The 20,716-nt window shown below is 65.9% G+C and carries 22 protein-coding genes and 1 riboswitch; of the genes, 9 read left to right on the top strand and 13 right to left on the bottom strand.

Going from position 1 to position 20,716, the window contains the following annotated elements; genetic code table 11:
- Window positions 1-27 precede the first annotated feature (27 nt).
- Window positions 28-822 carry a phosphatase PAP2 family protein gene (locus FHW81_RS25565; protein WP_003112760.1) on the top strand — a complete coding sequence of 265 codons (795 nt, stop codon included), beginning with the start codon at window positions 28-30 and terminating at the stop codon, window positions 820-822.
- Here FHW81_RS25565 and FHW81_RS25560 read toward each other — a convergent pair.
- Window positions 765-1,094, bottom strand: coding sequence for a DUF190 domain-containing protein (locus FHW81_RS25560; protein ID WP_003112759.1), 330 nt, complete (start codon window positions 1,092-1,094; stop codon window positions 765-767). The genes FHW81_RS25565 and FHW81_RS25560 overlap by 58 nt on opposite strands.
- A 19-nt stretch (window positions 1,095-1,113) precedes the next feature.
- Entirely contained in the window at window positions 1,114-1,497 is a 384-nt protein-coding gene (gene crcB, locus FHW81_RS25555) for a fluoride efflux transporter CrcB (protein ID WP_003123286.1), read from the bottom strand.
- 64 nt (window positions 1,498-1,561) lie between these two features.
- A riboswitch (Fluoride riboswitch) is annotated at window positions 1,562-1,624 on the bottom strand.
- 101 nt (window positions 1,625-1,725) lie between these two features.
- Between crcB and FHW81_RS25550 the strand changes: the two genes are divergently transcribed.
- Entirely contained in the window at window positions 1,726-2,412 is a 687-nt protein-coding gene (locus FHW81_RS25550) for a ParB-like protein (RefSeq protein WP_003120890.1), read from the top strand.
- 55 nt (window positions 2,413-2,467) lie between these two features.
- Here the strand turns inward: FHW81_RS25550 and groL are convergent, their stop codons facing one another.
- The 4 genes from groL to FHW81_RS25530 all read right to left on the bottom strand — a co-directional run bounded on the left by groL (window position 2,468) and on the right by FHW81_RS25530 (window position 5,921).
- Window positions 2,468-4,111 (bottom strand): chaperonin GroEL, encoded by a 1,644-nt coding sequence (gene groL / locus FHW81_RS25545; protein ID WP_003094059.1) that lies wholly within the window; start codon window positions 4,109-4,111, stop codon window positions 2,468-2,470.
- A 50-nt stretch (window positions 4,112-4,161) separates the two neighbouring features.
- Window positions 4,162-4,455 (bottom strand): co-chaperone GroES, encoded by a 294-nt coding sequence (locus FHW81_RS25540; RefSeq protein ID WP_003094064.1) that lies wholly within the window; start codon window positions 4,453-4,455, stop codon window positions 4,162-4,164.
- A 195-nt stretch (window positions 4,456-4,650) separates the two neighbouring features.
- On the bottom strand, window positions 4,651-5,118 hold the full coding sequence (locus FHW81_RS25535; protein WP_003094066.1) for an FxsA family protein: 468 nt from the start codon (window positions 5,116-5,118) through the stop codon (window positions 4,651-4,653).
- A 68-nt stretch (window positions 5,119-5,186) separates the two neighbouring features.
- Window positions 5,187-5,921 carry a HugZ family protein gene (locus tag FHW81_RS25530; protein ID WP_003112758.1) on the bottom strand — a complete coding sequence of 245 codons (735 nt, stop codon included), beginning with the start codon at window positions 5,919-5,921 and terminating at the stop codon, window positions 5,187-5,189.
- A gap of 108 nt (window positions 5,922-6,029) precedes the next feature.
- On the opposite strand from FHW81_RS25530, the gene FHW81_RS25525 reads away from it, so the two are divergent.
- Window positions 6,030-6,788, top strand: coding sequence for an SDR family oxidoreductase (locus FHW81_RS25525; RefSeq protein WP_003094072.1), 759 nt, complete (start codon window positions 6,030-6,032; stop codon window positions 6,786-6,788).
- A gap of 58 nt (window positions 6,789-6,846) precedes the next feature.
- Here FHW81_RS25525 and FHW81_RS25520 read toward each other — a convergent pair whose 3' ends face one another.
- The gene (locus FHW81_RS25520; protein WP_003120892.1) at window positions 6,847-7,854 is read right to left on the bottom strand and encodes a DUF481 domain-containing protein; all 1,008 of its coding nucleotides are present in this window, start codon (window positions 7,852-7,854) and stop codon (window positions 6,847-6,849) included.
- Between the two features lie 114 nt (window positions 7,855-7,968).
- Complete coding sequence (locus FHW81_RS25515) at window positions 7,969-8,970, bottom strand: DUF481 domain-containing protein (protein WP_003120893.1); 1,002 nt, start codon at window positions 8,968-8,970, stop codon at window positions 7,969-7,971.
- Between FHW81_RS25515 and FHW81_RS25510 the strand changes: the two genes are divergently transcribed.
- Together FHW81_RS25510 and ampG are read left to right on the top strand one after the other, a co-directional pair.
- Window positions 8,969-9,352, top strand: coding sequence for an MGMT family protein (locus FHW81_RS25510; RefSeq protein WP_003112757.1), 384 nt, complete (start codon window positions 8,969-8,971; stop codon window positions 9,350-9,352). The genes FHW81_RS25515 and FHW81_RS25510 overlap by 2 nt on opposite strands.
- A 42-nt stretch (window positions 9,353-9,394) precedes the next feature.
- Complete coding sequence (gene ampG / locus FHW81_RS25505) at window positions 9,395-11,179, top strand: MFS transporter AmpG (RefSeq protein ID WP_003094076.1); 1,785 nt, start codon at window positions 9,395-9,397, stop codon at window positions 11,177-11,179.
- A gap of 55 nt (window positions 11,180-11,234) precedes the next feature.
- Here the strand turns inward: ampG and FHW81_RS25500 are convergent, their stop codons facing one another.
- Both FHW81_RS25500 and FHW81_RS25495 read right to left on the bottom strand, forming a co-directional pair.
- Entirely contained in the window at window positions 11,235-12,071 is an 837-nt protein-coding gene (locus FHW81_RS25500; protein ID WP_003094078.1) for a mechanosensitive ion channel family protein, read from the bottom strand.
- A gap of 232 nt (window positions 12,072-12,303) precedes the next feature.
- A complete protein-coding gene (locus FHW81_RS25495) occupies window positions 12,304-12,783 on the bottom strand; it encodes a YajQ family cyclic di-GMP-binding protein (RefSeq protein WP_003106526.1) in 480 nt (159 codons plus the stop codon).
- 103 nt (window positions 12,784-12,886) lie between these two features.
- On the opposite strand from FHW81_RS25495, the gene FHW81_RS25490 reads away from it, so the two are divergent.
- From FHW81_RS25490 to FHW81_RS25475, 4 genes are read left to right on the top strand one after another with little or no spacing between them, the layout of a single operon-like run.
- Window positions 12,887-13,987: a GGDEF domain-containing response regulator gene (locus FHW81_RS25490; RefSeq protein WP_003106524.1), complete on the top strand. Its 1,101-nt coding sequence runs from the start codon at window positions 12,887-12,889 to the stop codon at window positions 13,985-13,987.
- 36 nt (window positions 13,988-14,023) lie between these two features.
- Window positions 14,024-14,935, top strand: a complete 912-nt coding sequence (locus FHW81_RS25485; RefSeq protein WP_003110160.1) for a putative 2-dehydropantoate 2-reductase — start codon at window positions 14,024-14,026, stop codon at window positions 14,933-14,935.
- Window positions 14,936-14,985: 50 nt separating this feature from the next.
- Window positions 14,986-17,082, top strand: coding sequence for a sensor histidine kinase (locus FHW81_RS25480; RefSeq protein ID WP_003106517.1), 2,097 nt, complete (start codon window positions 14,986-14,988; stop codon window positions 17,080-17,082).
- A 4-nt stretch (window positions 17,083-17,086) separates the two neighbouring features.
- Window positions 17,087-17,665, top strand: a complete 579-nt coding sequence (locus FHW81_RS25475) for a cob(I)yrinic acid a,c-diamide adenosyltransferase (RefSeq protein WP_033980820.1) — start codon at window positions 17,087-17,089, stop codon at window positions 17,663-17,665.
- A 70-nt stretch (window positions 17,666-17,735) separates the two neighbouring features.
- Here FHW81_RS25475 and FHW81_RS25470 read toward each other — a convergent pair whose 3' ends face one another.
- The 3 genes from FHW81_RS25470 to argJ form a co-directional block, all read right to left on the bottom strand.
- Window positions 17,736-18,683, bottom strand: a complete 948-nt coding sequence (locus tag FHW81_RS25470; RefSeq protein ID WP_003094090.1) for a Nudix family hydrolase — start codon at window positions 18,681-18,683, stop codon at window positions 17,736-17,738.
- A gap of 50 nt (window positions 18,684-18,733) precedes the next feature.
- Window positions 18,734-19,369, bottom strand: coding sequence for a glutathione S-transferase family protein (locus FHW81_RS25465; protein ID WP_003106511.1), 636 nt, complete (start codon window positions 19,367-19,369; stop codon window positions 18,734-18,736).
- 120 nt (window positions 19,370-19,489) lie between these two features.
- Window positions 19,490-20,707 carry a bifunctional glutamate N-acetyltransferase/amino-acid acetyltransferase ArgJ gene (gene argJ / locus FHW81_RS25460; RefSeq protein ID WP_033980823.1) on the bottom strand — a complete coding sequence of 406 codons (1,218 nt, stop codon included), beginning with the start codon at window positions 20,705-20,707 and terminating at the stop codon, window positions 19,490-19,492.
- Window positions 20,708-20,716: the final 9 nt, after the last annotated feature.

Below are 20,716 nucleotides of genomic sequence, written 5' to 3'. Positions count from 1 at the left end.
AACGTCAACGCCAGCGTTGGAGATCGCATGACCCAGGCCGCCGTCCATTCCCCTTCCCGTCCATTCAACCCCTGGCTGTTCCTCGCCCTGCCGCTGGGCCTGGCGGCACTGCTGCTGGCCTTCGAGCCGGTGACCCTCGACCTCGCCCTGGCCAACCTGATGTACGACCCGGGCGCCGGCTTCATCGGCAGGCACAGCTGGTTCCTGGAGAACATCCTGCACGACCGGGTCAAGCAACTGGTGATCGCCATCAGCGTCCTCGGCCTGCTGGTCTCCATCGCCGGACTGTTCCACCGGCCATGGCGCGCACTGAGCAGGCCGCTGGCCTATGTGTTCCTCGCCATGAGCCTTGCAGCCAGCATAGTCACTCCGCTCAAGGCGCTCACCGCCGTGCAGTGCCCCTGGAGCCTGGCGCAGTTCGGCGGCGAGGAAACCTATAGTTCGCTGCTCAGCCCACGGCCGCCGACCGAGCACCCCGGACGCTGCTGGCCGGGCGGGCACGCATCGTCCGGATTCGTCCTGTTCGCGCTGTTCTTCGCCCTGCGCGACCGCAAGCCCAGGCTGGCGCGCTACGCCCTGGCCTTCGCCTTCGCCATGGGCTGTCTGCTATCGCTGTCGCGCATGCTGCAAGGTGCGCACTTCCTCTCGCACAACCTGTGGACGATGCTGTTCGACTGGCTGATCTGCCTCGGCCTGTACCGCCTGATGCTCTACCGACCGGAGACGCGGGGACAGCGCAACGGCGGCGCCGACGAAAACCGCGTTCAGGAAGACGATTCGTCCGCTCCCAGCACGCCGAACTCGATGGGCACCTTCATGTAGAACAGCCGCACGCCGGCCTGGCGGATCGACTCGAACAGCCGTTCTGACTGCTCGGGATCGACCGCCATGAGGATTTCCTGCGGCTGGTCGGCCAGCTCGAAGAAGTGCATCGAATGCAGCCGGCCGCTCTGGCCGAAGCCTTCGCTGGCAGCCAGCGCGGTGGCACCGCGCACGCCCAGGCGGCGCGCCTCTTCCAGCAGCCAGTCGCAGATCGGCTGGCCCTGGTGGCGGCGCCCCTGCTGGGTGATGAAGGTCAGTTGATAGCCTTGCATGGTCGGTCCTCCCGCTGCGCTATTTGCCCAGCATCCAGTTCATCGAGAACAACCCCAGCAGGGTCATCAGCAACGAGCCGCTGACGTGCGTCGCGATGGCCCCGGCGGCCCAGCCCAGGCGGCCCTCCTGAAGCAGGCTGACGACCTCGGCGGAAAAGGTGGAGAAAGTGGTCAGGCCGCCGCAGAACCCGGTGATGATCAGTAGCCGCCATTCCGGAGCGATGCCCGGCGCCTGGGCGAAATAGGCAATCGCCGCGCCGATGACATAGCCGCCGATCAGGTTGGCCAGCAGCGTGCCGGGGGGAATGCTGGGCAGCAGGCTGTTCAGCTTGAGCCCGAGGAACCAGCGCAGCAACGCCCCCAGGGCGGCGCCGAGGGCGATGGCGAGAATGGATTTCCACATAGTCCTGTCCTTGTAGGAGCGATTCGGACAGGCGGCAGGCGAGCGCCTACGCGCCTTTCCAGGTTCATGCGTAGGCATCATCAGCCCCAGGGGCGGTTGAAGGAGGAATGCCATCTCCTGTCGGCAAGATTGGCACAAAGCGAGGCACCTATCAAAGGCCGGAGTACGCCGGATCGCCCGAAGCGTGCCAGTCTAGGGAACCTTCCCCCTTCCTTCGCCGGAGCCCCCATGCGCCCAGTCCTGCTGCTTTGCTGCCTGTTCCTGTCCGCCACCGCCCAGGCCGAGGATTGCTCGCCGCAAACCTCTGTCGGTAGCTGGTGCGAGCTGCCGCTCGCGGCCCTCCACCCGACCCAGCAGAATGTCGGCCTGCTGCAGGTCGAGGATGACCAGGCCAAGCTCGCCGGGAAGAAGCCCAAGGCTCTCGAGCGCTACTTGCGCAAGAAGGAGATTCCGGTGGTGATCGGCCCCGGCGGCCGCTTCTACCTCACCGATCGCCATCACCTGAGTAGCGCGCTCTGGCGCCTGGACCCGAAACAGGGCGTGCCGGTGAAGGTGATCGGCCGGCTACCCCAGGCCAGCGACTTCTGGGAGAAGATGCAGGAAAACCACTGGGTCTGGCTGCACGATGCGCGTGGCGCGGAGATCCCGCCCGAGGCCCTGCCGAACGCTCTCGCCGGGCTTGGCGACGATCCCTACCGCGCCCTGGCCGGCTACGCCGAGGACGAGAACGCCTTCGACAAGGATCGGCAGAGCTATTTCATCGAATTCCACTGGGCGCGCTATTTCGGCGAACGCATGCACTGGCGGCCGATCAGCCGCGCCACTCTGCCCGACGACCTGAAGCAGGCACTGCACCTGGCCTGCGAACCGGCGGCAAGGGAGCTGCCGGGCTACCGCCAGGACTGCCCGCACTGAGGAATAAAAAAGCCCCGCCGAAGCGGGGCTCTTCCAACCACAGGAGCCGGTCGGCTTACATCATGCCGCCCATGCCGCCCATGCCGCCCATGTCAGGCATGCCGCCCATGGCCGGCTTGTCTTCCACGATCTCGGCAACCATGGCTTCGGTGGTGATCATCAGACCGCCGATGGAGGCCGCAGCCTGCAGAGCGGAACGAGTGACCTTGGCCGGGTCCAGGATGCCCATCTCGATCATGTCGCCGTACACGCCGGTAGCAGCGTTGAAGCCGTAGTTGCCGGAACCCTGCTTGACCTTGTCGACCACTACGCTCGGCTCGTCGCCGGCGTTGGCCACGATCTGGCGCAGCGGCGATTCGACGGCGCGACGCAGCAGGGCGATACCGACGTTCTGCTCCTCGTTGTCACCCTTCAGGCCTTCGATGGCTTGCAGGGCACGAACCAGGGCTACGCCGCCGCCGGGAACCACGCCCTCTTCCACCGCTGCACGGGTAGCGTGCAGGGCGTCTTCGACGCGGGCTTTCTTCTCTTTCATCTCGACTTCGGTGGCAGCGCCTACCTTGATCACGGCAACACCGCCGGCCAGCTTGGCCAGGCGCTCTTGCAGCTTCTCGCGGTCGTAGTCGGAAGTGGTTTCCTCGATCTGCTTGCGGATCTGCAGGACGCGGGCTTCGATATCAGCCTGCACACCGGCGCCATCGATGATGGTGGTGTTTTCCTTGTTGATCACGACGCGCTTGGCGTTGCCCAGGTGCTCCAGGGTAGCGCCTTCCAGGCTCAGGCCGACTTCTTCGCTGATCACGGTACCGCCGGTGAGGATGGCGATGTCCTGCAGCATGGCCTTGCGGCGATCGCCGAAGCCCGGAGCCTTGACAGCCGCGACCTTGACGATGCCACGCATGTTGTTCACCACCAGGGTGGCCAGGGCTTCGCCCTCGACGTCCTCGGCGACGATCAGCAGCGGACGGCCGGCCTTGGCGACGGCTTCCAGCACCGGCAGCATTTCGCGGATGTTGGAGATCTTCTTGTCGACCAGCAGCAGCAGCGGGCTATCCAGCTCGGCGGCCATGGTGTCCGGCTTGTTCACGAAGTAGGGGGACAGGTAGCCGCGATCGAACTGCATGCCTTCGACGACGGACAGTTCGTTTTCCAGGCCCGAGCCTTCCTCGACGGTGATCACGCCTTCTTTACCGACTTTTTCCATGGCTTCGGCAATGATCTGGCCGATGGACTCGTCGGAGTTGGCGGAGATGGTGCCTACCTGGGCGATGGCCTTGGTGTCGGCGCAGGGCTTGGCCAGCTCTTTCAGCTGGGCGACGATGGCCACGGTGGCCTTGTCGATGCCACGCTTCAGGTCCATCGGGTTCATGCCGGCGGCAACGGCCTTCAGGCCTTCGTTGACGATGGCCTGGGCCAGGACGGTCGCGGTGGTGGTGCCGTCACCGGCAGCGTCGTTGGCCTTGGAGGCAACGTCTTTCACCAGTTGCGCGCCCATGTTCTCGAACTTGTCTTTCAGCTCGATTTCCTTGGCGACGGAAACGCCGTCCTTGGTGATGGTCGGAGCGCCGAAGGACTTGTCCAGAACCACGTTGCGGCCTTTCGGGCCGAGGGTGGCCTTGACGGCATCGGCCAGCACGTTCACGCCGACCAGCATTTTCTTGCGAGCGGAATCGCCGAACTTAACTTCTTTGGCAGCCATGTTCTCTTTCCTCTAAATCGAATTCGGTGAAAACGGAGTGGTGAGACCGATCAGTCTTCCAGGACGGCGAGGATTTCGGACTCGCCCATCACCAGCAGTTCCTCGCCATCGACCTTGATGGCGTTGCTGCCGGAGTAAGGCCCGAAGACCACCTTGTCGCCCACCTTCACTGCCAGAGCGCGCACTTCGCCGTTGTCCAGTACACGACCGGTACCTACGGCTACCACTTCACCGCGGTTCGGCTTCTCGGCGGCGGAACCCGGCAGCACGATGCCGCCTGCGGTCTTGGTCTCTTCCTCGCTGCGACGGATAACGACGCGATCATGCAGAGGACGAAGCTTCATAGTCGTAACTCTCCCAAACAGTGGTTTCCAACGGCCGGATCGAAGTCCGGCGGGTTTTGTTGAAGCCGGCGTTGCCGGGTTGCGACTCGACGCGCGAGCCGCGTAAGACAGCCTGCCCTTGTGGCAGGGACCTTGCGGTGACCGTTACATAAGGTCGCCACAAGCCATTTCAAGGGCATGCAGTGAAATTTTTTTTCAGTTGCGCGAATCGTCGCGGCGCTCGTACTCGCCCTCGATGACGTTCGGCCGCGACGGACCCTGTCCGTAGCGGGCGTTCAGGTCGTCGGCGAAGGCGCGCCGGCGCAGCGCCTGCTGTTCGACGCGGCGGCGCAGGCCGCCGAGCATCAGGCGACGGGTGAAAGGAATCAGGCAGAGGATGCCGAAGATGTCGCTGATGAAACCCGGCAGCATCAGCAGGCCGCCGCCGACGGCGATCAACAGGCCTTCGAGCATTTCCTGCTCCGGCAGTTCGCCACGGGCCAGTCGTTCGCGGGCGCGCCAGGCGGTGGCCACGCCGGCCACGCGCAACAATGCAGCACCGATGAAGGCGCTGGCGACGATCAGGAACAGGGTCCAGCCGACCCCGATGACACTGCCGACCTTGATCAGGACGGCCAGCTCGACCAGCGGGAAGAGCAACAGCAGAAAGAGGAAAGCGCGCATTTCAGAGTCCTTGGCGGGGCCCGTTTGCCCCCGGTACCACCAGTAGTTGGCGCCAGCCGGGGAAGAATTCAACCCTGCTCCGGCTCGACGGTAGGCCAGCGCTCGGCCCTGGCCAATTGCACCAGCGCCTGGCGCACGGCCCCGGGGTTGCCGCAGGCGGCGGGGAACGGCAGCCAGTGCAGGCCCTGGCCGATGCGCAGGTGGAAACCTTCTGTATCAATTCCCGCCAGCTGCGCCGCGGCATGCGCCGGCAGTCCGGCCAGTTCCACATAGTGGGCGATGGCGGCGGCGTGGTCGCTGTTCATGTGCTCGACCATGCCGCGCTCGGCTTCTCCGGCGAACGGATTGGCCAGCGGCACGCGCTCGGCGGCCAGCCAGTGGATCGCGCCGAAACCGCCGATGAAACGCCACTGGACCGGCTGCAGCACCCAGAAGTCGAAATCGTGGACCCGATGGTAGTCGGCGGACTCGGGGAAATAGCGGTAGTAACGCTCGGCCGCCGCGGCGACCTCCTCCTCCGCCAATTGCCGCGCCTCGGCCAGCAGGGTGAGGCGGCCGACAGCCTGGATATCCTCGGCGCCGCGCTCGCCTACCAGCATCGAGCAGCGCGGGTCCGCCTGCAGGTTGTGGGTGTGCTGGGCGATCCGGCTGATCAGGATCAGCGGCCGGCCTTCGGCATCCAGGCAATAGGGAACCACCGAGCCGAAAGGAAAGCCCGGCCATTTCTTCGAGTGGGTGGAAAGGACCGCACGGTATTCCTTGAGCAGCAATTCTCGGGCATTCTTTGCAGCTTCAACGCTCAATTTATGACTCCTTGCATAGAATCCGTCGTAAACGGACGGGCATATCAAAGTACGTTCGCAGGTGCCGGCAAGGTCCGCTTCCAGAAACTGCTCGTGGGGTTCCAAGCAATGCAATTGAAAGACAAGGTCATCATCATCACCGGCGGCTGCCAGGGGCTCGGCCGGGCAATGGGCGAATATCTCGCCGGCAAGGGCGCCAGGCTGGCCCTGGTCGATCTCAACCGCGAACGTCTCGACGAAGCCGTCGCTGCCTGCAAGGCCGCCGGCGGCGACGCTCGCGCCTACGTGTGCAACGTGGCGGACGAGGAACAGGTTACCCACATGGTGGCCCAGGTCGCCAGCGACTTCGGCGCGATCAACGGCCTGGTCAACAACGCCGGCATCCTCCGCGACGGCCTGACCATCAAGGTCAAGGACGGCCAGTTGAGCAAGATGAGCCTGGCCCAATGGCAATCGGTGATCGACGTCAACCTCACCGGTGTGTTCCTCTGCACCCGCGAAGTGGCGGCGAAGATGATCGAGCTGAAGAACGAAGGCGCGATCGTCAACATTTCCTCGATCTCCCGCGCCGGCAACATGGGCCAGGCCAACTACTCGGCAGCCAAGGCCGGGGTGGCCGCGGATACCGTGGTCTGGGCGAAGGAACTGGCGCGCTACGGCATCCGCGTGGCCGGCGTGGCGCCGGGCTTCATCGAGACCGAGATGACCGCCGGGATGAAACCCGAGGCGCTGGAGAAGATGACCGCCGGCATCCCCCTCAAGCGTATGGGCAAGCCGGTGGAGATCGCCCACTCGGTGGCCTACATCTTCGAGAACGACTACTACACCGGCCGCGTTCTCGAACTGGACGGCGGCCTGCGCCTGTAGGCCCCGGCCCCGCAAGGAAAAAGCCCCGCTATCGCGGGGCTTTTTCGTGCAGGCCGGCTTACCAGCCGACCCCGAGGCCGAAGGTATAGCGGCGCTGGTTGACGTTGCCGTCGTTGCCGCTGAACTTGTCCCATTCCGCCTTCATGCTCAGCGAAGCCCAGCTGGTGAGCTTGTAGCGGATCCCCGCCTCGGTCTGCAGCTCGTAGTCCAGGCCGGATTGCAGCGGCTTGCTGACCTCGCCGTTGGTGAACAGCTCGAACTGCTTGGCCAGCAGGTAGCGGTTGTAGTCCCACTTGAAGCTCGACGAATAGAAGTGCTCCTTCTCGCCATCGGCGAACTCGTAGTCGTTGCGGTTGACCAGGGTGGCGATGGAGAACGCGCCCAGCTCGTTGTCCCAGAACTGGTAGCCGGGGCCGGTACCGACGGTACGCTTCTTCGCCAGGTCCTCGATCATGTCGCGCTTGTAGGCGACCTGGCCCTGCCAGAACCAGTGGTCGTCGATGAAGCGGTCCAGCGCGTACTGGCCGGAATAATTGTCGGTGCTGACCTGGCCGTTCTTCTTCTCGCGGTTGTACTCGCCCTGCACGTTGTGGCGCCAGAGTCCGTGGCGGGCGTTGGTCTTGAAATCGATGTCGTAGTCGGACACATCGTTCTCGGCCTGCTTGCGGTCCAGCGAGAAATCGACGTTGCCGTTCCATACCCAGTCCTGGAGGATCGGCTTGGGCGGCATCATCTGCTGGATGCTGGCCAGCTCCACGGTCTTCGGCTCGCCGTTGACCAGGGTCACCTGGCCCGGCCCGGCGGCCTTGATGCCCTTGGAGTGCTCGCCAGTCTCGGCATCCTGCTTGACCAGCAGGTTCTGCTCGCTCTCGAAGGTGGAGATCTTGTCCCACTTGAGCGTGATGTCGCCGCCATAGTCGGTCTTCAGCAGCAGCTTGCCGCCGTCGAACAGGGTGATCTTGCCGGTAAGGCGGTCACCGTTCTTCATCCAGACCGTATCGGCAAGGGCAGAGGTGGAACTTGCAAGGGCAGCGAGGCACAGCAGGATTCTCGACAACATGAGCACAAATCAACTGAGTTGGGTTCGAAGAGGCCGGCATTATCCAAATGCCGGGCGGCAGAGCAAGGACCGGGGCACGGGCGGTAAAGTTCAGCCGGATCGACCGAAAGGTGAGCCGCGTCACCAGCCGACGCCGACCCCGATCAGGTAATGCCGGTCGGACTGGGTGCCCCCCTCGGTGCGCAACTGGTCCAGTTCATAGAGGAACGAAAGACGCGCCCAACTGTTCAGGCGATAGCGCAGGCCGTATTCGCTGTCGAGCAGGTAGTCGATCCGCTCGATGCCGGGAACCAGCACGGTCCCCTTGCTGTACAGCTCCAGCCGGGTGCCGGCGAGCAGCCGCTTGTAGTCCCACTCCAGCGAATAGGAGGTGAAATCCTCGCGCGGCTGATCGCGCCACTCCAGTTGCCAGCGACTGATCTCGGCGACCAGGTCGAAACGCCCGAGTTCGTCGTCCCAGAACTGGTAGCCGGGGCCGGTTCCCAGCGCGCTCTGGCGCTCCAGGTTGTCGATCGCATCGTGCTTCTGCGAATAGCTGCCGCGCCAGAACCAGTGTTCGTCGAAGAAGCGATCGAGGTCGTAGTCCAGCTCCCAGTTGTCCTCGACCTTGCGCCCGTCCTTCTTTTCCCGCTCCACTTCCCCCGCCAGCACGTGGCGCCAGGCACCGTGGCGAAGCCGGGTATCGCCCTTGAGCTTCCATTCGTCCTTGTCGCTGTCGTTGCGCTTGCTATCCAGCTTGACGTCGAGATTGCCCTCCCAGACCAGGTCCTCCACCAGCGGTCGCGGCGGCACCATCTGGCGAATACTGGCCAGCGGGACGGTATGGCTGCCGCCATCGACGATCCGCACCATGCCCTTGCCCGCCGCCTCCAGGGTTCGGCTACGCTGCCCGGATACGCCCTGCTGCTTGATCAGCAGGGGTTTGTCGGAACTGATGGTGTCGATATCCTTCCAATCGATCAGCACCTGGCCGGCATAACGGGTCTTCAGCGCCAGCTTGCCGCCGTCCATCAGCACGATCTCGCCGGACAGGCGGTCGCCGTTGTCCAGCCATACGGTGTCGGCCAGCGCGGGGCCGGCCAGGAGCATCACGACGATTGAACAGAGGGCTCTGAGCGACATGGGCGTTCACAAGGCGGACAGGAAAGGGAAAACCGATGAGCATGCATGGGCCGGCAGCGACCCGGCAAGTGCCCAGGCGCGCCGCGAGGCCCTGTACCTGGTGCTGGCGCAGGTGCCGCCGGGGCAGGTGGTCAGCTACGGGCAACTGGCCGAACTGGCCGGCCTAGGCCGCGCCGCCCGCTGGGTCGGCAGGACGCTCAGCCAGTTGCCGGTGGATACCCGCCTGCCCTGGCATCGGGTTCTCGGCGCCGGCGGTCGCATCAGCCTGCCGGCGGACAGTCCCGGCGGTCGCGAACAACGCGCACGCTTGCGCGAGGAAGGCGTTCTCCTGCACAACGACAGGGTGGACATACGTCGGCATGGCTGGCTTACAGCGAAGTAGAGCGGTTAGAGTGCGCGTTATTTTTTGCGGAACGGTTACCCCATGACTCAGCAATCCTGGCGAGAGGCCCTGGTCGCCTACAAGTCTCCCGCCAGCCTGGCCCTCCTGCTGCTCGGCTTCGCCGCCGGCCTGCCGACCATGCTGGTGTTCAACACCCTGTCGGTGTGGCTGCGCGAAGCCGGCGTGGCGCGGGATACCATCGGTTTCGCCAGTTGGCTGGGGCTGGTGTACGCCTTCAAGTGGGTCTGGTCGCCGATGCTCGACCAGTGGCGCCTGCCCTTCGTCGGCCGTCTCGGCCGGCGCCGTTCCTGGCTGGTGTTCTCGCAGGTGCTGATCGCCCTGGGACTGCTCGGCATGGCCCTGTGCAATCCGCAGAGCCACCTGCCCTGGCTGATCGGCCTGGCCCTGCTGGTGGCGTTCGCCTCCGCCACCCAGGACATCGCGATCGACGCCTACCGCCTGGAAATCGCCGAGGATAGCCGCCAGGCCGCCCTCGCTGCCTGCTACATGACCGGCTACCGCGCGGCGATCCTGCTGGCCAGCGCCGGCGCGCTGATTCTCGCCGAATGGTTCGGCTCCACCAGCCTCAACTACAGCCAGTCGGCCTGGGGCCTGACCTATGCGTTGTTCGCCCTGCTGATCCTGCCTGGGCTGGTCACCAGCCTGCTGATCCGCGAGCCGGCGGTGGACGTGCCGATCCACGTCAACCCGTCGCGTTTCGACTTCAACCACCAACTGCTCTCGGTGCTCCTGCTGCTGATCCTGCTGATCTCGCTGCCGGCGATGATCACCGCCCTCCTCGACCGCGCCTGGCCGCGCGCCGGCCTCTACGCGCTGCTCATGGGGATCTGCCTGTCGCCGTGGGGACGCCAGCAGATCCGCCCGGTCCGCGAACTGCTCGCCACCGTGCGCAGGCCGCTGCTGGTGGCGGCGCGCGGCAAGGAAGTGCCGCTGTTCGATTTCGTCCACCAGGCGGTCTCGGTGATGGTGCTGATCATCCTCCTCGTCACCGTCACCGCCATGTGCCGCGCCTACTACTCCGGCGCCTGGCCGCGCGGCACGCTGTTCCTGCTGATCGCCGCGTCCTGCCTGTCGGCACCCGGACGCCTGCTGATGGCCCCGGTGCTGACGCCGATCACCGAGTTCGTCCAGCGCTATCGCTGGCAGGCCCTGCTGCTGCTCGGCCTGATCTCCACCTATCGCCTGTCGGACACGGTGATGGGGGTGATGGCCGGGGTCTTCTACATCGACATGGGCTTCTCCAAGGAAGTCATCGCCAGTGTCAGCAAGGTCTTCGGCGTACTCATGACCCTGATCGGCGCCGCCGCCGGCGGGGTGCTGATCGCCCGCTTCAGCATCCTCTCCATCCTGTTCATCGGCGGTGCCGCTTCGGCTGCCACCAACCTGCTGTTCGCCATGCTCGCCCAGCTCGGCCCGCTGCACGCCGAGGCCCTGCCCAGCCATGACGTGATCAGCCTGGTGATGGCGCTCGAGCCGCACGTGCTGATGCTGGTGATGACCATCACCCTCGACAACTTCAGCGGCGGCCTCGCCGCCTCGGCCTTCGTCGCCTACCTGTCGAGCCTGACCAACCTGAAGTTCTCCGCCACCCAGTACGCCATGCTCAGCTCGACCATGCTCCTGCTGCCGCGCTTCATCGGCGGCTACTCCGGAACCATGGTCGAGAGCCTCGGCTACGAGCACTTCTTCTACGTCACCGCGGTGATGGGCATTCCCACCCTGCTGCTGATCGGCTGGTTGTGGCTGCGCCGCGCGCCGTCCAGCGAGACGCCGGCGCCGGGACACCAGAACGCCGAGCAGCACTGAGGCGAGAATGAAAAAGGCCGGCATTCGCCGGCCTTTTTCGTGGATCGCACGGACCTCAGTCGGCCATCGCGCCCTGCACAACCTTGACCACCCGCTGCGGGAAGGGAATGCCGATACCTTCCTTGCCCAGCGCGTCGCGGGCCTTTTCGTTGAACATGAACATCACGTCCCAGTAGTCGGCGTTCTTCACCCAGACCCGCAGGGACAGGGTAATCGCGCTTTCGCCGAGATTGGAAACCACCGCCACCGGTGCCGGGTCCTTCAGAACCCGCGGATCGTCGGCCATGGCCAGGAGAATGTTCTGCGCATTCTTCAGATCGGCGTCGTAGTCGATGCCGACGTCGAAGATCACCTTGCGCAGCGGCTCGGCGGAGTAGTTGGTCACCGTTCCGTTGGACAGCGCCCCGTTGGGCACGATGATCCGCTTGTTGTCGCCGCTACGCAGCACGGTGTGGAAGATCAGGATCGAATCCACGGTGCCGGCCACGCCCTGTGCCTCGATCCAGTCGCCGACCTTGAACGGGCGGAACAGCAGGATCAGCACGCCGCCGGCGAAGTTAGCCAGGCTGCCCTGCAGGGCCAGGCCGATGGCCAGGCCGGCGGCGCCGATGGCGGCGACGAAGCTGGTGGTCTGGATGCCGATCATGGAAGCCACGCTGACCACCAGCAGGATCTTCAGGACGATGCTCACCAGGCTGCCGACGAAGCCTTGCAGGGTGCGGTCGACGCTGCGCCTGGCGAGCAGGCCGCCGACCCGGCCGGTCAGGGTGTTGATCAGCCACCAGCCGATCGCCAGGGTCAGCAGCGCCAGGGCGACCTTGCCGCTGTACTCCAGCACGATCGGCAGCCAGGACTCGGTCTGCTGCACCAGTCGGTCGTAGTTCAATTCCATGCATTACCTCCATTTCTCGAAAAAACACCCCTCCCTTCCGCAACGGAAACGGGACGGGCTTGCAGATTCCTGCCCGGACGCCGTGGGGCGACGTTTCCGGGCCTGGATACGAATCGGCGCAGCACGGACGAACCGACGCTGCGCCGACAGGGGCGGACAACGCGGGAGAGGTCGCGGCGGCGCTACTCCCTATTGCGATGCCCGGGATGGCGAGAGGTTCCGAAAAACCTCGTCAATCGCGGAAGTTGGTGAACTGCAACGGCATGCCGAGGGATTCGCCGCGCAGCAGGGCGATGGCCTCCTGCAGATCGTCACGCTTCTTGCCGGTGACGCGCACCTGCTCGCCCTGGATGGCGGCCTGGACCTTGAGCTTGCGCTCCTTGATCAGACCAACGATCTTCTTCGCCAGGTCCTTGTCGATGCCCTCGCGGAAGTTGACGTCCTGCTTGACCACCTTGCCCGACGGGTAGGCATCCTTGATCTCCATGCACTGGCTGTCGACCTTGCGCTTGACCAGGTTGGAACGCAGGATGTCGAGCATCTGCTCGAGCATGAAATCGGCTTCGGCGGTGAGGGTCACCGACTTGTCCTTGGCTTCGAAACTGCATTTGCCTTTCAGGTCGAAACGGCGATCCAGTTCCTTGATGGCGTTGTCCACGGCGTTGGTCAACTCGTGTTTGTCCAGTTCGGACACCACGTCGAACGAAGGCATGTCATCTCTCCAGATGGACGGCGCGACAGGGTTCACAGACGGAACCGCGCCTGGCTTGACGGTAAAAAATGCCCGCCCATTATAACCGAGCCCTCGCGAGCGAATGCCCGCCGGTGTGGCGGAGACCGACGATTTCTTCCCGATGGCGCGCGCGACCGCGGCCGGGACCCGGCCTCCCGCGACGAACCGGGCCCTTGCCGGCAGCGTACCGGCGCCCATCCTCTTCTCGAGTCCGTTCATGCCCAACCCCGATCTCAGCATCCTGGTCGTCGACGACGCCAAGTTTTCCAGCGCCATGATCGGCCGCGCCCTCAGCCAGGCCGGCTACCAGGACATCCGCTTCGCCAGCAGCGCCAGCGAGGCCCTGCAGCAGCTCGAACAACGCCCGGTCAGCGTGCTCCTGGCCGACTGGCTGATGCCGGAGATGGACGGCCTGGAACTGACCGCCCGGGTCCGCCAACTGGACGAAAGCATCAACCACTACACCTACATCGTCCTGCTCACCGGCAAGGAAGGCGAGAACGTCCTCGGCGAGGCCTTCGACCGCGGCGTCGACGACTTCGTCAGCAAGGCCGCGATGAACGAGCAACTGGTGCCGCGCATCTACGCAGCCGACCGCCTGTGCAACACCCTGCAACGGTTGCTGGTGGAAAACCGCCTGCTCACCGAAAACATCGCGCGGATGGAAGAACGCAACCTGGTGGATACCCTCACCGGCCTCGGCAATCCCCGCTACCTGCGACAGAAGCTGGCCGACAGCCTGCGCCAGGTGGAAACCCGCGGTGGAGCGCTGTGCTACCTGCTGGTCGGCATGCCCGAGGCACCGGTCCTGCGCCAGCGGCACGGCGAGGCCTTCCATCGCGAGCTGCTGCTCGGCGTGGCCAGGCGCCTGCAACAGCTGGTCCGGCCGCTGGACGTGCTGGTGCGCCTGGACGAGCAGCATTTCGCCCTGATCACCCTGGTGGAGGACCTGCACGAATGCTCGTCGAGCAGCTTCAAGCGGCTGCACGACGGGCTCAACCTGAAGGCCTTCAAGACCAGCGAAGGCTTCATCAGCCTGAAAGCCGGCATCGCCATGCTCGGCCTCGACAGCGGGGCATTGCCGCTGGGCATCGACGAACTGCTGCAGCGCACCGAGGCCCTGTTGCCCGATGCCTATGCCAGCGGCAGGATCGCAACCTGCCGGCTACCGGCACTGCGCTAGACTTCGCCCTATCGTCAGCCATTCGCAGTAGCCACCATGACCTGGCATATCCTCGGCGCCGGTAGCCTCGGCAGCCTCTGGGCCGCGCGCCTCGGGCGCGCCGGCCTGCCCGTCCGCCTGATCCTGCGCGACCGCCAGCGCCTGCGCCGCTACCAACAGGCCGGCGGACTGAGCCTGGTGGAAGACGGCCAGGCCAGCCTCTACCCGATCGCCGCGGAAACCCCGGACGGCGGGCAACCCATCCAGCGCCTGCTGCTGGCCTGCAAGGCCTACGACGCGGAGGAAGCCGCCTCCAGCGTGGCCCATCGCCTGGCCGGCAACGCCGAACTGCTGTTGCTGCAGAACGGCCTGGGCAGCCAGCAGGCGGTCGCCGCCCGCCTGCCGCGCAGCCGCTGCCTGTTCGCCTCCAGCACCGAAGGCGCGTTCCGCGATGGCGATTTCCGCGTGGTCTTCGCCGGCCGGGGGCACACCTGGCTCGGCGATCCGCGCGACACAAGCGCCCCCGCCTGGCTGGCGCAGCTGTCCCAGGCCGGGATCCCGCACAGCTGGAGCGACGACATCCTCGAACGGCTGTGGCGCAAGCTGGCCCTGAACTGCGCGATCAACCCGCTGACCGTCCTCCACGATTGCCGCAACGGCGGCCTGCGGCAGCACCCGGAAGAGATCGCCGCGCTTTGCGACGAACTCGGCCAGTTGCTCCACGCCAGCGGCTACGACGCCGCCGCCAGGAGCCTGCTGGAGGATGTCCGGGCGGTGATCGACGCCACCGCGGCCAACTATTCCTCGATGCATCAGGACGTCACCCGCGGCCGGCGCACGGAAATCGGCTACCTGCTCGGCTACGCCTGCCAGCACGGGCAGCGCCTGGGACTACCGCTGCCGCGCCTGGGAACCTTGCTCGCCCGCCTCCAGGCCCATCTGCGCCAGCGCGGTTTGCCCGACCGCTAAAGCGCGTTACCCTGCCCGCCATTCCTTTTCGCCGCGGACCGCCAGAGCCCATGAACCTGCGCCAGCGCCTCGACAACCTGCCCGTAGGGCAGAAACTGCTCGCCGCCCTGCTGATCCTGCTGGCTACCGTGCTGCTGGTGGCCAACCTGGCGTTCATCAGCGCCGCCTACTGGATTTCCCAGGAGAGCGTCGCCCCCCAGGCGATGCAGACCATCGGCCGGCTGATCGCCAACCCGGCGCTAAGCCAGCCGGCACTCAGTTCGCCGCAGACCGCCGAGGTCCTGCTGCGCCAGCTCAACGATTACCAGCCGTTGCGCGCCGCGGCCCTGTACGACAGCAATGGGCTGATGCTGGCCGACCTGCAACGCGGCGACACCCTCAAGCTGCCGGCCCGCCTGGACCGCCTGGAGCACTGGAGGCGCGGCGAGTACCGCCTCAATGCGCTGATCGAACTGCCCCAGGAAAACGCCCGCCCCGGCTACCTGCTGCTGGTGGCCAGCGGTGAACTGCCAAGCGCGTTCTACACCGGAACCCTCACCGCCAGCCTGGCGATCCTCGGCGTCAGCGTGCTGCTCTGGCTGCTGGTGGCGCAGCAGATACGCCGCCTGATCACCCGGCCGATCCGCGATCTCGAGGAACTGTCGCGGCAGGTCACCCGCGAGGAGAACTACGCCCTCCGCGCCCAGCGCGGCAACGGCGACGAGATCGGCCGCCTGGCCGACGCGTTCAACACCATGCTGACCCGCATCGAGGCCCGCGAGCAGCAGCTCAAGCGCGCCCGCGACGATGCCCAGGAAGCGGTCGAGCAGGCCCAGAGCCTGGCCGAGGAAACCCGCCGCTCGAACCGCAAGCTGGAGCTGGAAGTGCAGGTGCGCAGCAAGATCGAGAAGAAGCTCACCGGTTTCCAGCACTACCTCAACAGCATCATCGACTCCATGCCTTCGGCGCTGATCGCGGTGGACGAGCAACTCTACGTCACGCAGTGGAACCAGGAGGCCAGCCAGCTTTCCGGCACCAGCCTGGACGATGCGGTCAACCAGCCGGTGTTCCTCGCCTTTCCCTCGCTCAAGCCGTTCCTTCCGCAGCTCACCCGGGCTGCCGAGAAGCACAGCGTGGAGCGTGTCGAACGGGTCACCTGGGCGCTGATCGACACGCCACGCCACTACGCCCTGACCTTCTACCCGCTGATGGGCGGCACCGGCCGCGGCGCGGTGATCCGCATCGACGACATCACCCAGCGGCTGAGCCTGGAAGAAGTGATGGTGCAATCGGAGAAGATGCTCTCGGTCGGCAGCCTCGCCGCCGGCATGGCCCACGAGATCAACAACCCGCTCGGCGCGATCCTGCACAACGTGCAGAACATCAAGCGGCGCCTGTCCCCGGAGCTGGCGAAGAACGTCGAGCTGGCGGCCGAGGTCGGAGTGCCGCTGGAAGACATCAATCACTACCTCGACGGCCGCGACATCCCGCGCCTGCTGGAAGGCATCCAGCACGCCGGCTCGCGGGCAGCGAAGATCGTCACCCACATGCTCGCCTTCAGCCGCCGCAGCCACCGGCAGATGACCGCTTGCGAACTGCCCGCACTGCTCGAACAGGCGGTGGAAATCGCCGGTAACGACTTCGACCTGGCCGAAGGCTTCGACTTCAAGTCGTTGCAGATCGTCCACGAGTTCGACCCCAACCTCGGCCCGGTGCCGGTGATCGCCAACGAGGTCGAGCAGGTCCTGCTCAACCTGCTGAAGAACGCCGCCCAGGCCATCCACCAGCGCGACGACGAAGAGGAAGGCGAACAGGGTCGGATCGTCCTGCGCACGCGCCTGACGCCGCCCTGGGCGGAAGTCCAGGTGGAAGACAACGGCAGCGGCATGCCCGAACTGGTGCGCAAGCGTATCTTCGAGCCGTTCTTCACCACCAAGGAAGTCGGCCAGGGCACCGGTCTCGGCCTGTCCGTCTCGTATTTCATCATCACCAACAATCACAAGGGCCAGATGGAAGTACGCTCGGAACTGGGCCGCGGCACCTGCTTCAGCATCCGCCTGCCGCTGGAAAGCTCCGAAGCGGTCGCCCCGGCACAAGCCAAGGCCCTGCCGCCCGCTCTGCCGCAACCCGGTAGCAGCCTGCGGCGGGGCGACGAAGAGGAAGGTTGAATCCATGGGCAATCGATTGTCGAAGATCTACACCCGTACCGGCGACCGCGGCGAGACCGGCCTGGCCGGCGGACGCCGGGTGCCCAAGAGCCATCCACGCATCGAGGCGATCGGCGCGGTGGACGAATTGAACAGCCAGTTGGGCCTGCTCCTTGCCGAGCTGCTGGAAGCGCGTGGCGCATATCCCGGCCTGGAGGAGATCGTCCAGGCGCTGGCGCCGGTGCAACACCGCCTGTTCGACCTCGGCGGGGAGCTGGCGATGCCGGAGTATCGGGCCCTGGACGAGACGGAAGTGGCACGCCTGGAAAGCTGCATCGACCGCTGGAACGACGAGCTGGGCCCGCTGAAGAATTTCATCCTCCCCGGCGGTTCCCGCCTGGTCGCCCAGGCCCATGTCTGCCGCAGCCTGGCGCGCAGCGCCGAACGGCGCTGCCAGGCGCTGGACCAGGAGGAAACGCTGGAGGGCGTCGGCCTGCGCTACCTGAACCGGCTCTCCGACCTGCTGTTCGTCGCCGCCCGCGCCATCGCCCGGCGCCAGGGCGTGGCGGAGATTCTCTGGGAAGCAGCGGCAAAACCGGACTGACGGCGAGCGAGGGCTCGGCATCGAGACGAAAAAAAGGAGGCCGAAGCCTCCTTTTTTCTTCATTCCACCGTCAAAGGCCGCCCGGCCAGAACGCACGGATACCCGCCACGCCTTGGGCTCCATGCTCCCAAGCCTGCTCGGCTTGCTGCGGACCGAGGCCACCCAGCAGGTAGACCGGCTGGTTGAAGCCGGCGATCAGTTCGGCGGCCTTGTCCCAACCCAGCGCCGGCTCGCCGGGATGGCTCTCGGTCGGCTGTACCGGCGAAAGAGTGACGAACTCCACTCCCATCGAGGCAGCCAGGGCCAGTTCATCCGCGTCGTGGCAGGAGGCGGCCAGCAGGCGCCCTTCGGGGAACGGCCGACCGGCGCTGGCGTATTTGCGCAGTTGAGCGGAGGTCAGGTGCCAACCGGCAGCCGGGAAGTCGCCCAGCCACTCCAGCGGGCCTTTCAGCATCAGTTGCGCCTTGCCGGCGCAGAGTCCCTGGATATCGATGGCGAGATCGCGGTATTCGGGACTGAACATGTTCGGCGCGCGCAACTGGATCAGGCGGATGCCCGCCTCCACCGCCTTGCGTACGCCGCTGATCAGCTCGCCCGGCTCCAATCCGTCCGGGGTGATCAGGTAGTGCGCCGGCAGGCGCGCGGCCTGGACGATCGGCGCGTTGGCGGCGGGGAACTCGTAGTCGGCCAGCTCGCGCGGCTCCACCCAGGCCAGCGGTTGGCCCTCGGCGCCGTGGGCTTCGCCGGAAAACCCGTCGACCTCCCAGACATCGAGCAGGACGTGCTTGTCGGCATAGTCGTGCCGGACCTGGATCAGCGGCCGGGCCCGCTCGACACGGATGCCCAGTTCCTCTTCCAGCTCACGGGCCAACGCCGCGCGCACCGGCTCGCCGTCCTCCACCTTGCCCCCGGGAAACTCCCACAGGCCGCCCTGGTGCTTGTCTTCCGGCCGCCGGGCGATCAGCACCCGGCCATCGGAGCCACGAATCACGGCCGCGGCGACATGTACTCGTTTCACGGATCATCTCCTCGCTACTGCCGTCACGCACCGCAAGCGGCGGACGGCCATCAACTACCGGCCTGCTCGCGCAATGCCGCGTCGTACCAGGCGCGGAACGCAGGCCACTGATAAATCGTCTCGACATAGGTCCGGGCGATATCCGGCAACTCCACCGCATAACTGCGGAAACGCGCCGCCACCGGTGCGTAGAACGCATCCGCCAGGCTGGCGTGGCCGAACAGGAACAGACCGTCCTGGCCGAAGCGCCGCCGGCAATCCGCCCAGGCTTCGCAGATACGTTGAATATCCTGTCGTGTCGCCTCGGACAATTCCACCAATGGCTGCTGGCGCCGCAGGTCCATCGGCAGCTCGCCGCGCAACGCGGCGAAACCGCTGTGCATTTCCGCGCAAACCGAACGGGCCAGCGCCCGCGCCGCCTCGCCGCGCGGCCACAGGTGGGCCTCGGGGAAGCGCTCGGCGAGGTACTCGGCGATGGCCAGGGAATCCCAGATGTCGCCATCCTCGCTTTTCAGCAAGGGCACCTTGCCGGTCGGCGAATATTGCAGGATCCGCTCCCGGGTATCGGGCCGCCCCAGCGGGACGAGGATCTCGTCGAACGCCGCCCCGCTCATGCGCAGGGCCAGCCAGCCCCGCAGCGACCAGGACGAGTCATTGCGATTGCCAATCACGATGGTCAGGGCCATGCGCCTCTCCTCTTCGGCCGCCCGACGCGGACGGCCATGCACCAGAGAACTTAAGAGGCGCACGGACCGATGGCAAATTCCCGATTTTCATCCATCGATGAAGGATCGGAATGCCTGGCTTCAGGTGCGGTACTCTGCGTTGATCTTCACGTATTCGTGGGACAGGTCGGTGGTCCAGATGGACTCGCTGCAGGTGCCGCGTCCCAGTTCGATGCGGATGCCGATCTCGGCCTGGGCCATCACCGCCGCGCCCTGTTCCTCGGTGTAACTGGCCGCCCGGCCGCCACGGCTGGCGATACAGACGTCGCCAAGGAACACGTCGATCTTGCTCACGTCCAGATTGGCCACGCCGGCACGTCCGACCGCGGCGAGGATGCGTCCCCAGTTCGGGTCGGAGGCGAACAGCGCGGTCTTGATCAGCGGCGAGTGGGCCACGGCATAGCCGACATCCAGGCACTCCTGGTGGGTGGCGCCGCCGTTGACCTGAACAGTGACGAACTTGGTCGCGCCCTCGCCGTCGCGAACGATGGCCTGGGCCAGCTCCATGGAAACCTCCAGTACCGCTTGCTTCAACGCGGCGAACAGCGCGCCGCTGGCCTGGGTGACTTCCGGCAGCGCCGCGCGACCGGTGGCGATCAGCATGCAGCAGTCGTTGGTGGAGGTATCGCCGTCGATGGTGATGCGGTTGAAGGACTTGTTGGCGGCGTCGCGCAACAGATCCTGCAGCACGCCCTGGGCGACCTTGGCGTCGGTGGCGATATAACCGAGCATGGTCGCCATGTTCGGCTTGATCATCCCGGCGCCCTTGCTGATCCCGGTGACGGTCACGGTCACGCCATCGTGCACGAACTGGCGGCTGGCGCCCTTGGGCAGGGTATCGGTGGTCATGATCCCCGCGGCAGCTTCGGCCCAGTGGTCCTCGGCCAGGTCGGCCAGGGCCGCAGGCAACGCCGCCTCGATCTTGGCCACCGGCAGGGGCTCGCCGATCACCCCGGTGGAATATGGCAGCACCGAAGTCTCGGCGACCCCGGCCAGTTCGGCGAGCTTGGCGCAGGTTTGCGCGGCGGCGACGAGGCCGGCCTCGCCGGTACCGGCGTTGGCGTTGCCGGTATTGGTCAGCAGGTAGCGCACCTCACCGAGGAAACGCTGTTTGGCCAGGGTCACCGGCGCGGCACAGAACGCGTTCAGAGTGAACACCCCGGCCACGCTGGAGCCTTCGGCGCAGCGCATGACCACCACGTCTTTGCGCCCCGGTCGCTTGATGCCGGCGGAAGCGATGCCGAGTTCGAAACCGGGGACCGGGTGCAGGGTGGACAGGGGGCCAAGACCGACAGCCATGGGAACGCG

Origin of the sequence: Pseudomonas sp. RC10-4-2, from assembly GCF_050433085.1 — a bacterium.
GTDB classification, from domain to species: Bacteria; Pseudomonadota; Gammaproteobacteria; order Pseudomonadales; family Pseudomonadaceae; genus Pseudomonas; species Pseudomonas aeruginosa.
This window is presented reverse-complemented; position numbering and strand designations above follow the sequence as displayed.

Bases quoted from the DNA above. Each gene is read 5' to 3' on its own strand.
- FHW81_RS25490 (WP_003106524.1), top strand. From the start codon at position 12,887: ATGCCCGCCGGTGTGGCGGAGACCGACGATTTCTTCCCGATGGCGCGC.
- FHW81_RS25560 (WP_003112759.1), bottom strand. From the start codon at position 1,094: ATGCAAGGCTATCAACTGACCTTCATCACCCAGCAGGGGCGCCGCCAC.
- crcB (WP_003123286.1), bottom strand. From the start codon at position 1,497: ATGTGGAAATCCATTCTCGCCATCGCCCTCGGCGCCGCCCTGGGGGCG.
- FHW81_RS25465 (WP_003106511.1), bottom strand. From the start codon at position 19,369: ATGGCCCTGACCATCGTGATTGGCAATCGCAATGACTCGTCCTGGTCG.
- FHW81_RS25475 (WP_033980820.1), top strand. From the start codon at position 17,087: ATGGGCAATCGATTGTCGAAGATCTACACCCGTACCGGCGACCGCGGC.
- FHW81_RS25515 (WP_003120893.1), bottom strand. From the start codon at position 8,970: ATGTCGCTCAGAGCCCTCTGTTCAATCGTCGTGATGCTCCTGGCCGGC.
- argJ (WP_033980823.1), bottom strand. From the start codon at position 20,707: ATGGCTGTCGGTCTTGGCCCCCTGTCCACCCTGCACCCGGTCCCCGGT.
- FHW81_RS25480 (WP_003106517.1), top strand. From the start codon at position 14,986: ATGAACCTGCGCCAGCGCCTCGACAACCTGCCCGTAGGGCAGAAACTG.
- FHW81_RS25495 (WP_003106526.1), bottom strand. From the start codon at position 12,783: ATGCCTTCGTTCGACGTGGTGTCCGAACTGGACAAACACGAGTTGACC.
- ampG (WP_003094076.1), top strand. From the start codon at position 9,395: ATGACTCAGCAATCCTGGCGAGAGGCCCTGGTCGCCTACAAGTCTCCC.
- FHW81_RS25485 (WP_003110160.1), top strand. From the start codon at position 14,024: ATGACCTGGCATATCCTCGGCGCCGGTAGCCTCGGCAGCCTCTGGGCC.
- FHW81_RS25540 (WP_003094064.1), bottom strand. From the start codon at position 4,455: ATGAAGCTTCGTCCTCTGCATGATCGCGTCGTTATCCGTCGCAGCGAG.
- FHW81_RS25550 (WP_003120890.1), top strand. From the start codon at position 1,726: ATGCGCCCAGTCCTGCTGCTTTGCTGCCTGTTCCTGTCCGCCACCGCC.
- groL (WP_003094059.1), bottom strand. From the start codon at position 4,111: ATGGCTGCCAAAGAAGTTAAGTTCGGCGATTCCGCTCGCAAGAAAATG.
- FHW81_RS25535 (WP_003094066.1), bottom strand. From the start codon at position 5,118: ATGCGCGCTTTCCTCTTTCTGCTGTTGCTCTTCCCGCTGGTCGAGCTG.
- FHW81_RS25525 (WP_003094072.1), top strand. From the start codon at position 6,030: ATGCAATTGAAAGACAAGGTCATCATCATCACCGGCGGCTGCCAGGGG.
- FHW81_RS25510 (WP_003112757.1), top strand. From the start codon at position 8,969: ATGGGCGTTCACAAGGCGGACAGGAAAGGGAAAACCGATGAGCATGCA.
- FHW81_RS25500 (WP_003094078.1), bottom strand. From the start codon at position 12,071: ATGGAATTGAACTACGACCGACTGGTGCAGCAGACCGAGTCCTGGCTG.
- FHW81_RS25565 (WP_003112760.1), top strand. From the start codon at position 28: ATGACCCAGGCCGCCGTCCATTCCCCTTCCCGTCCATTCAACCCCTGG.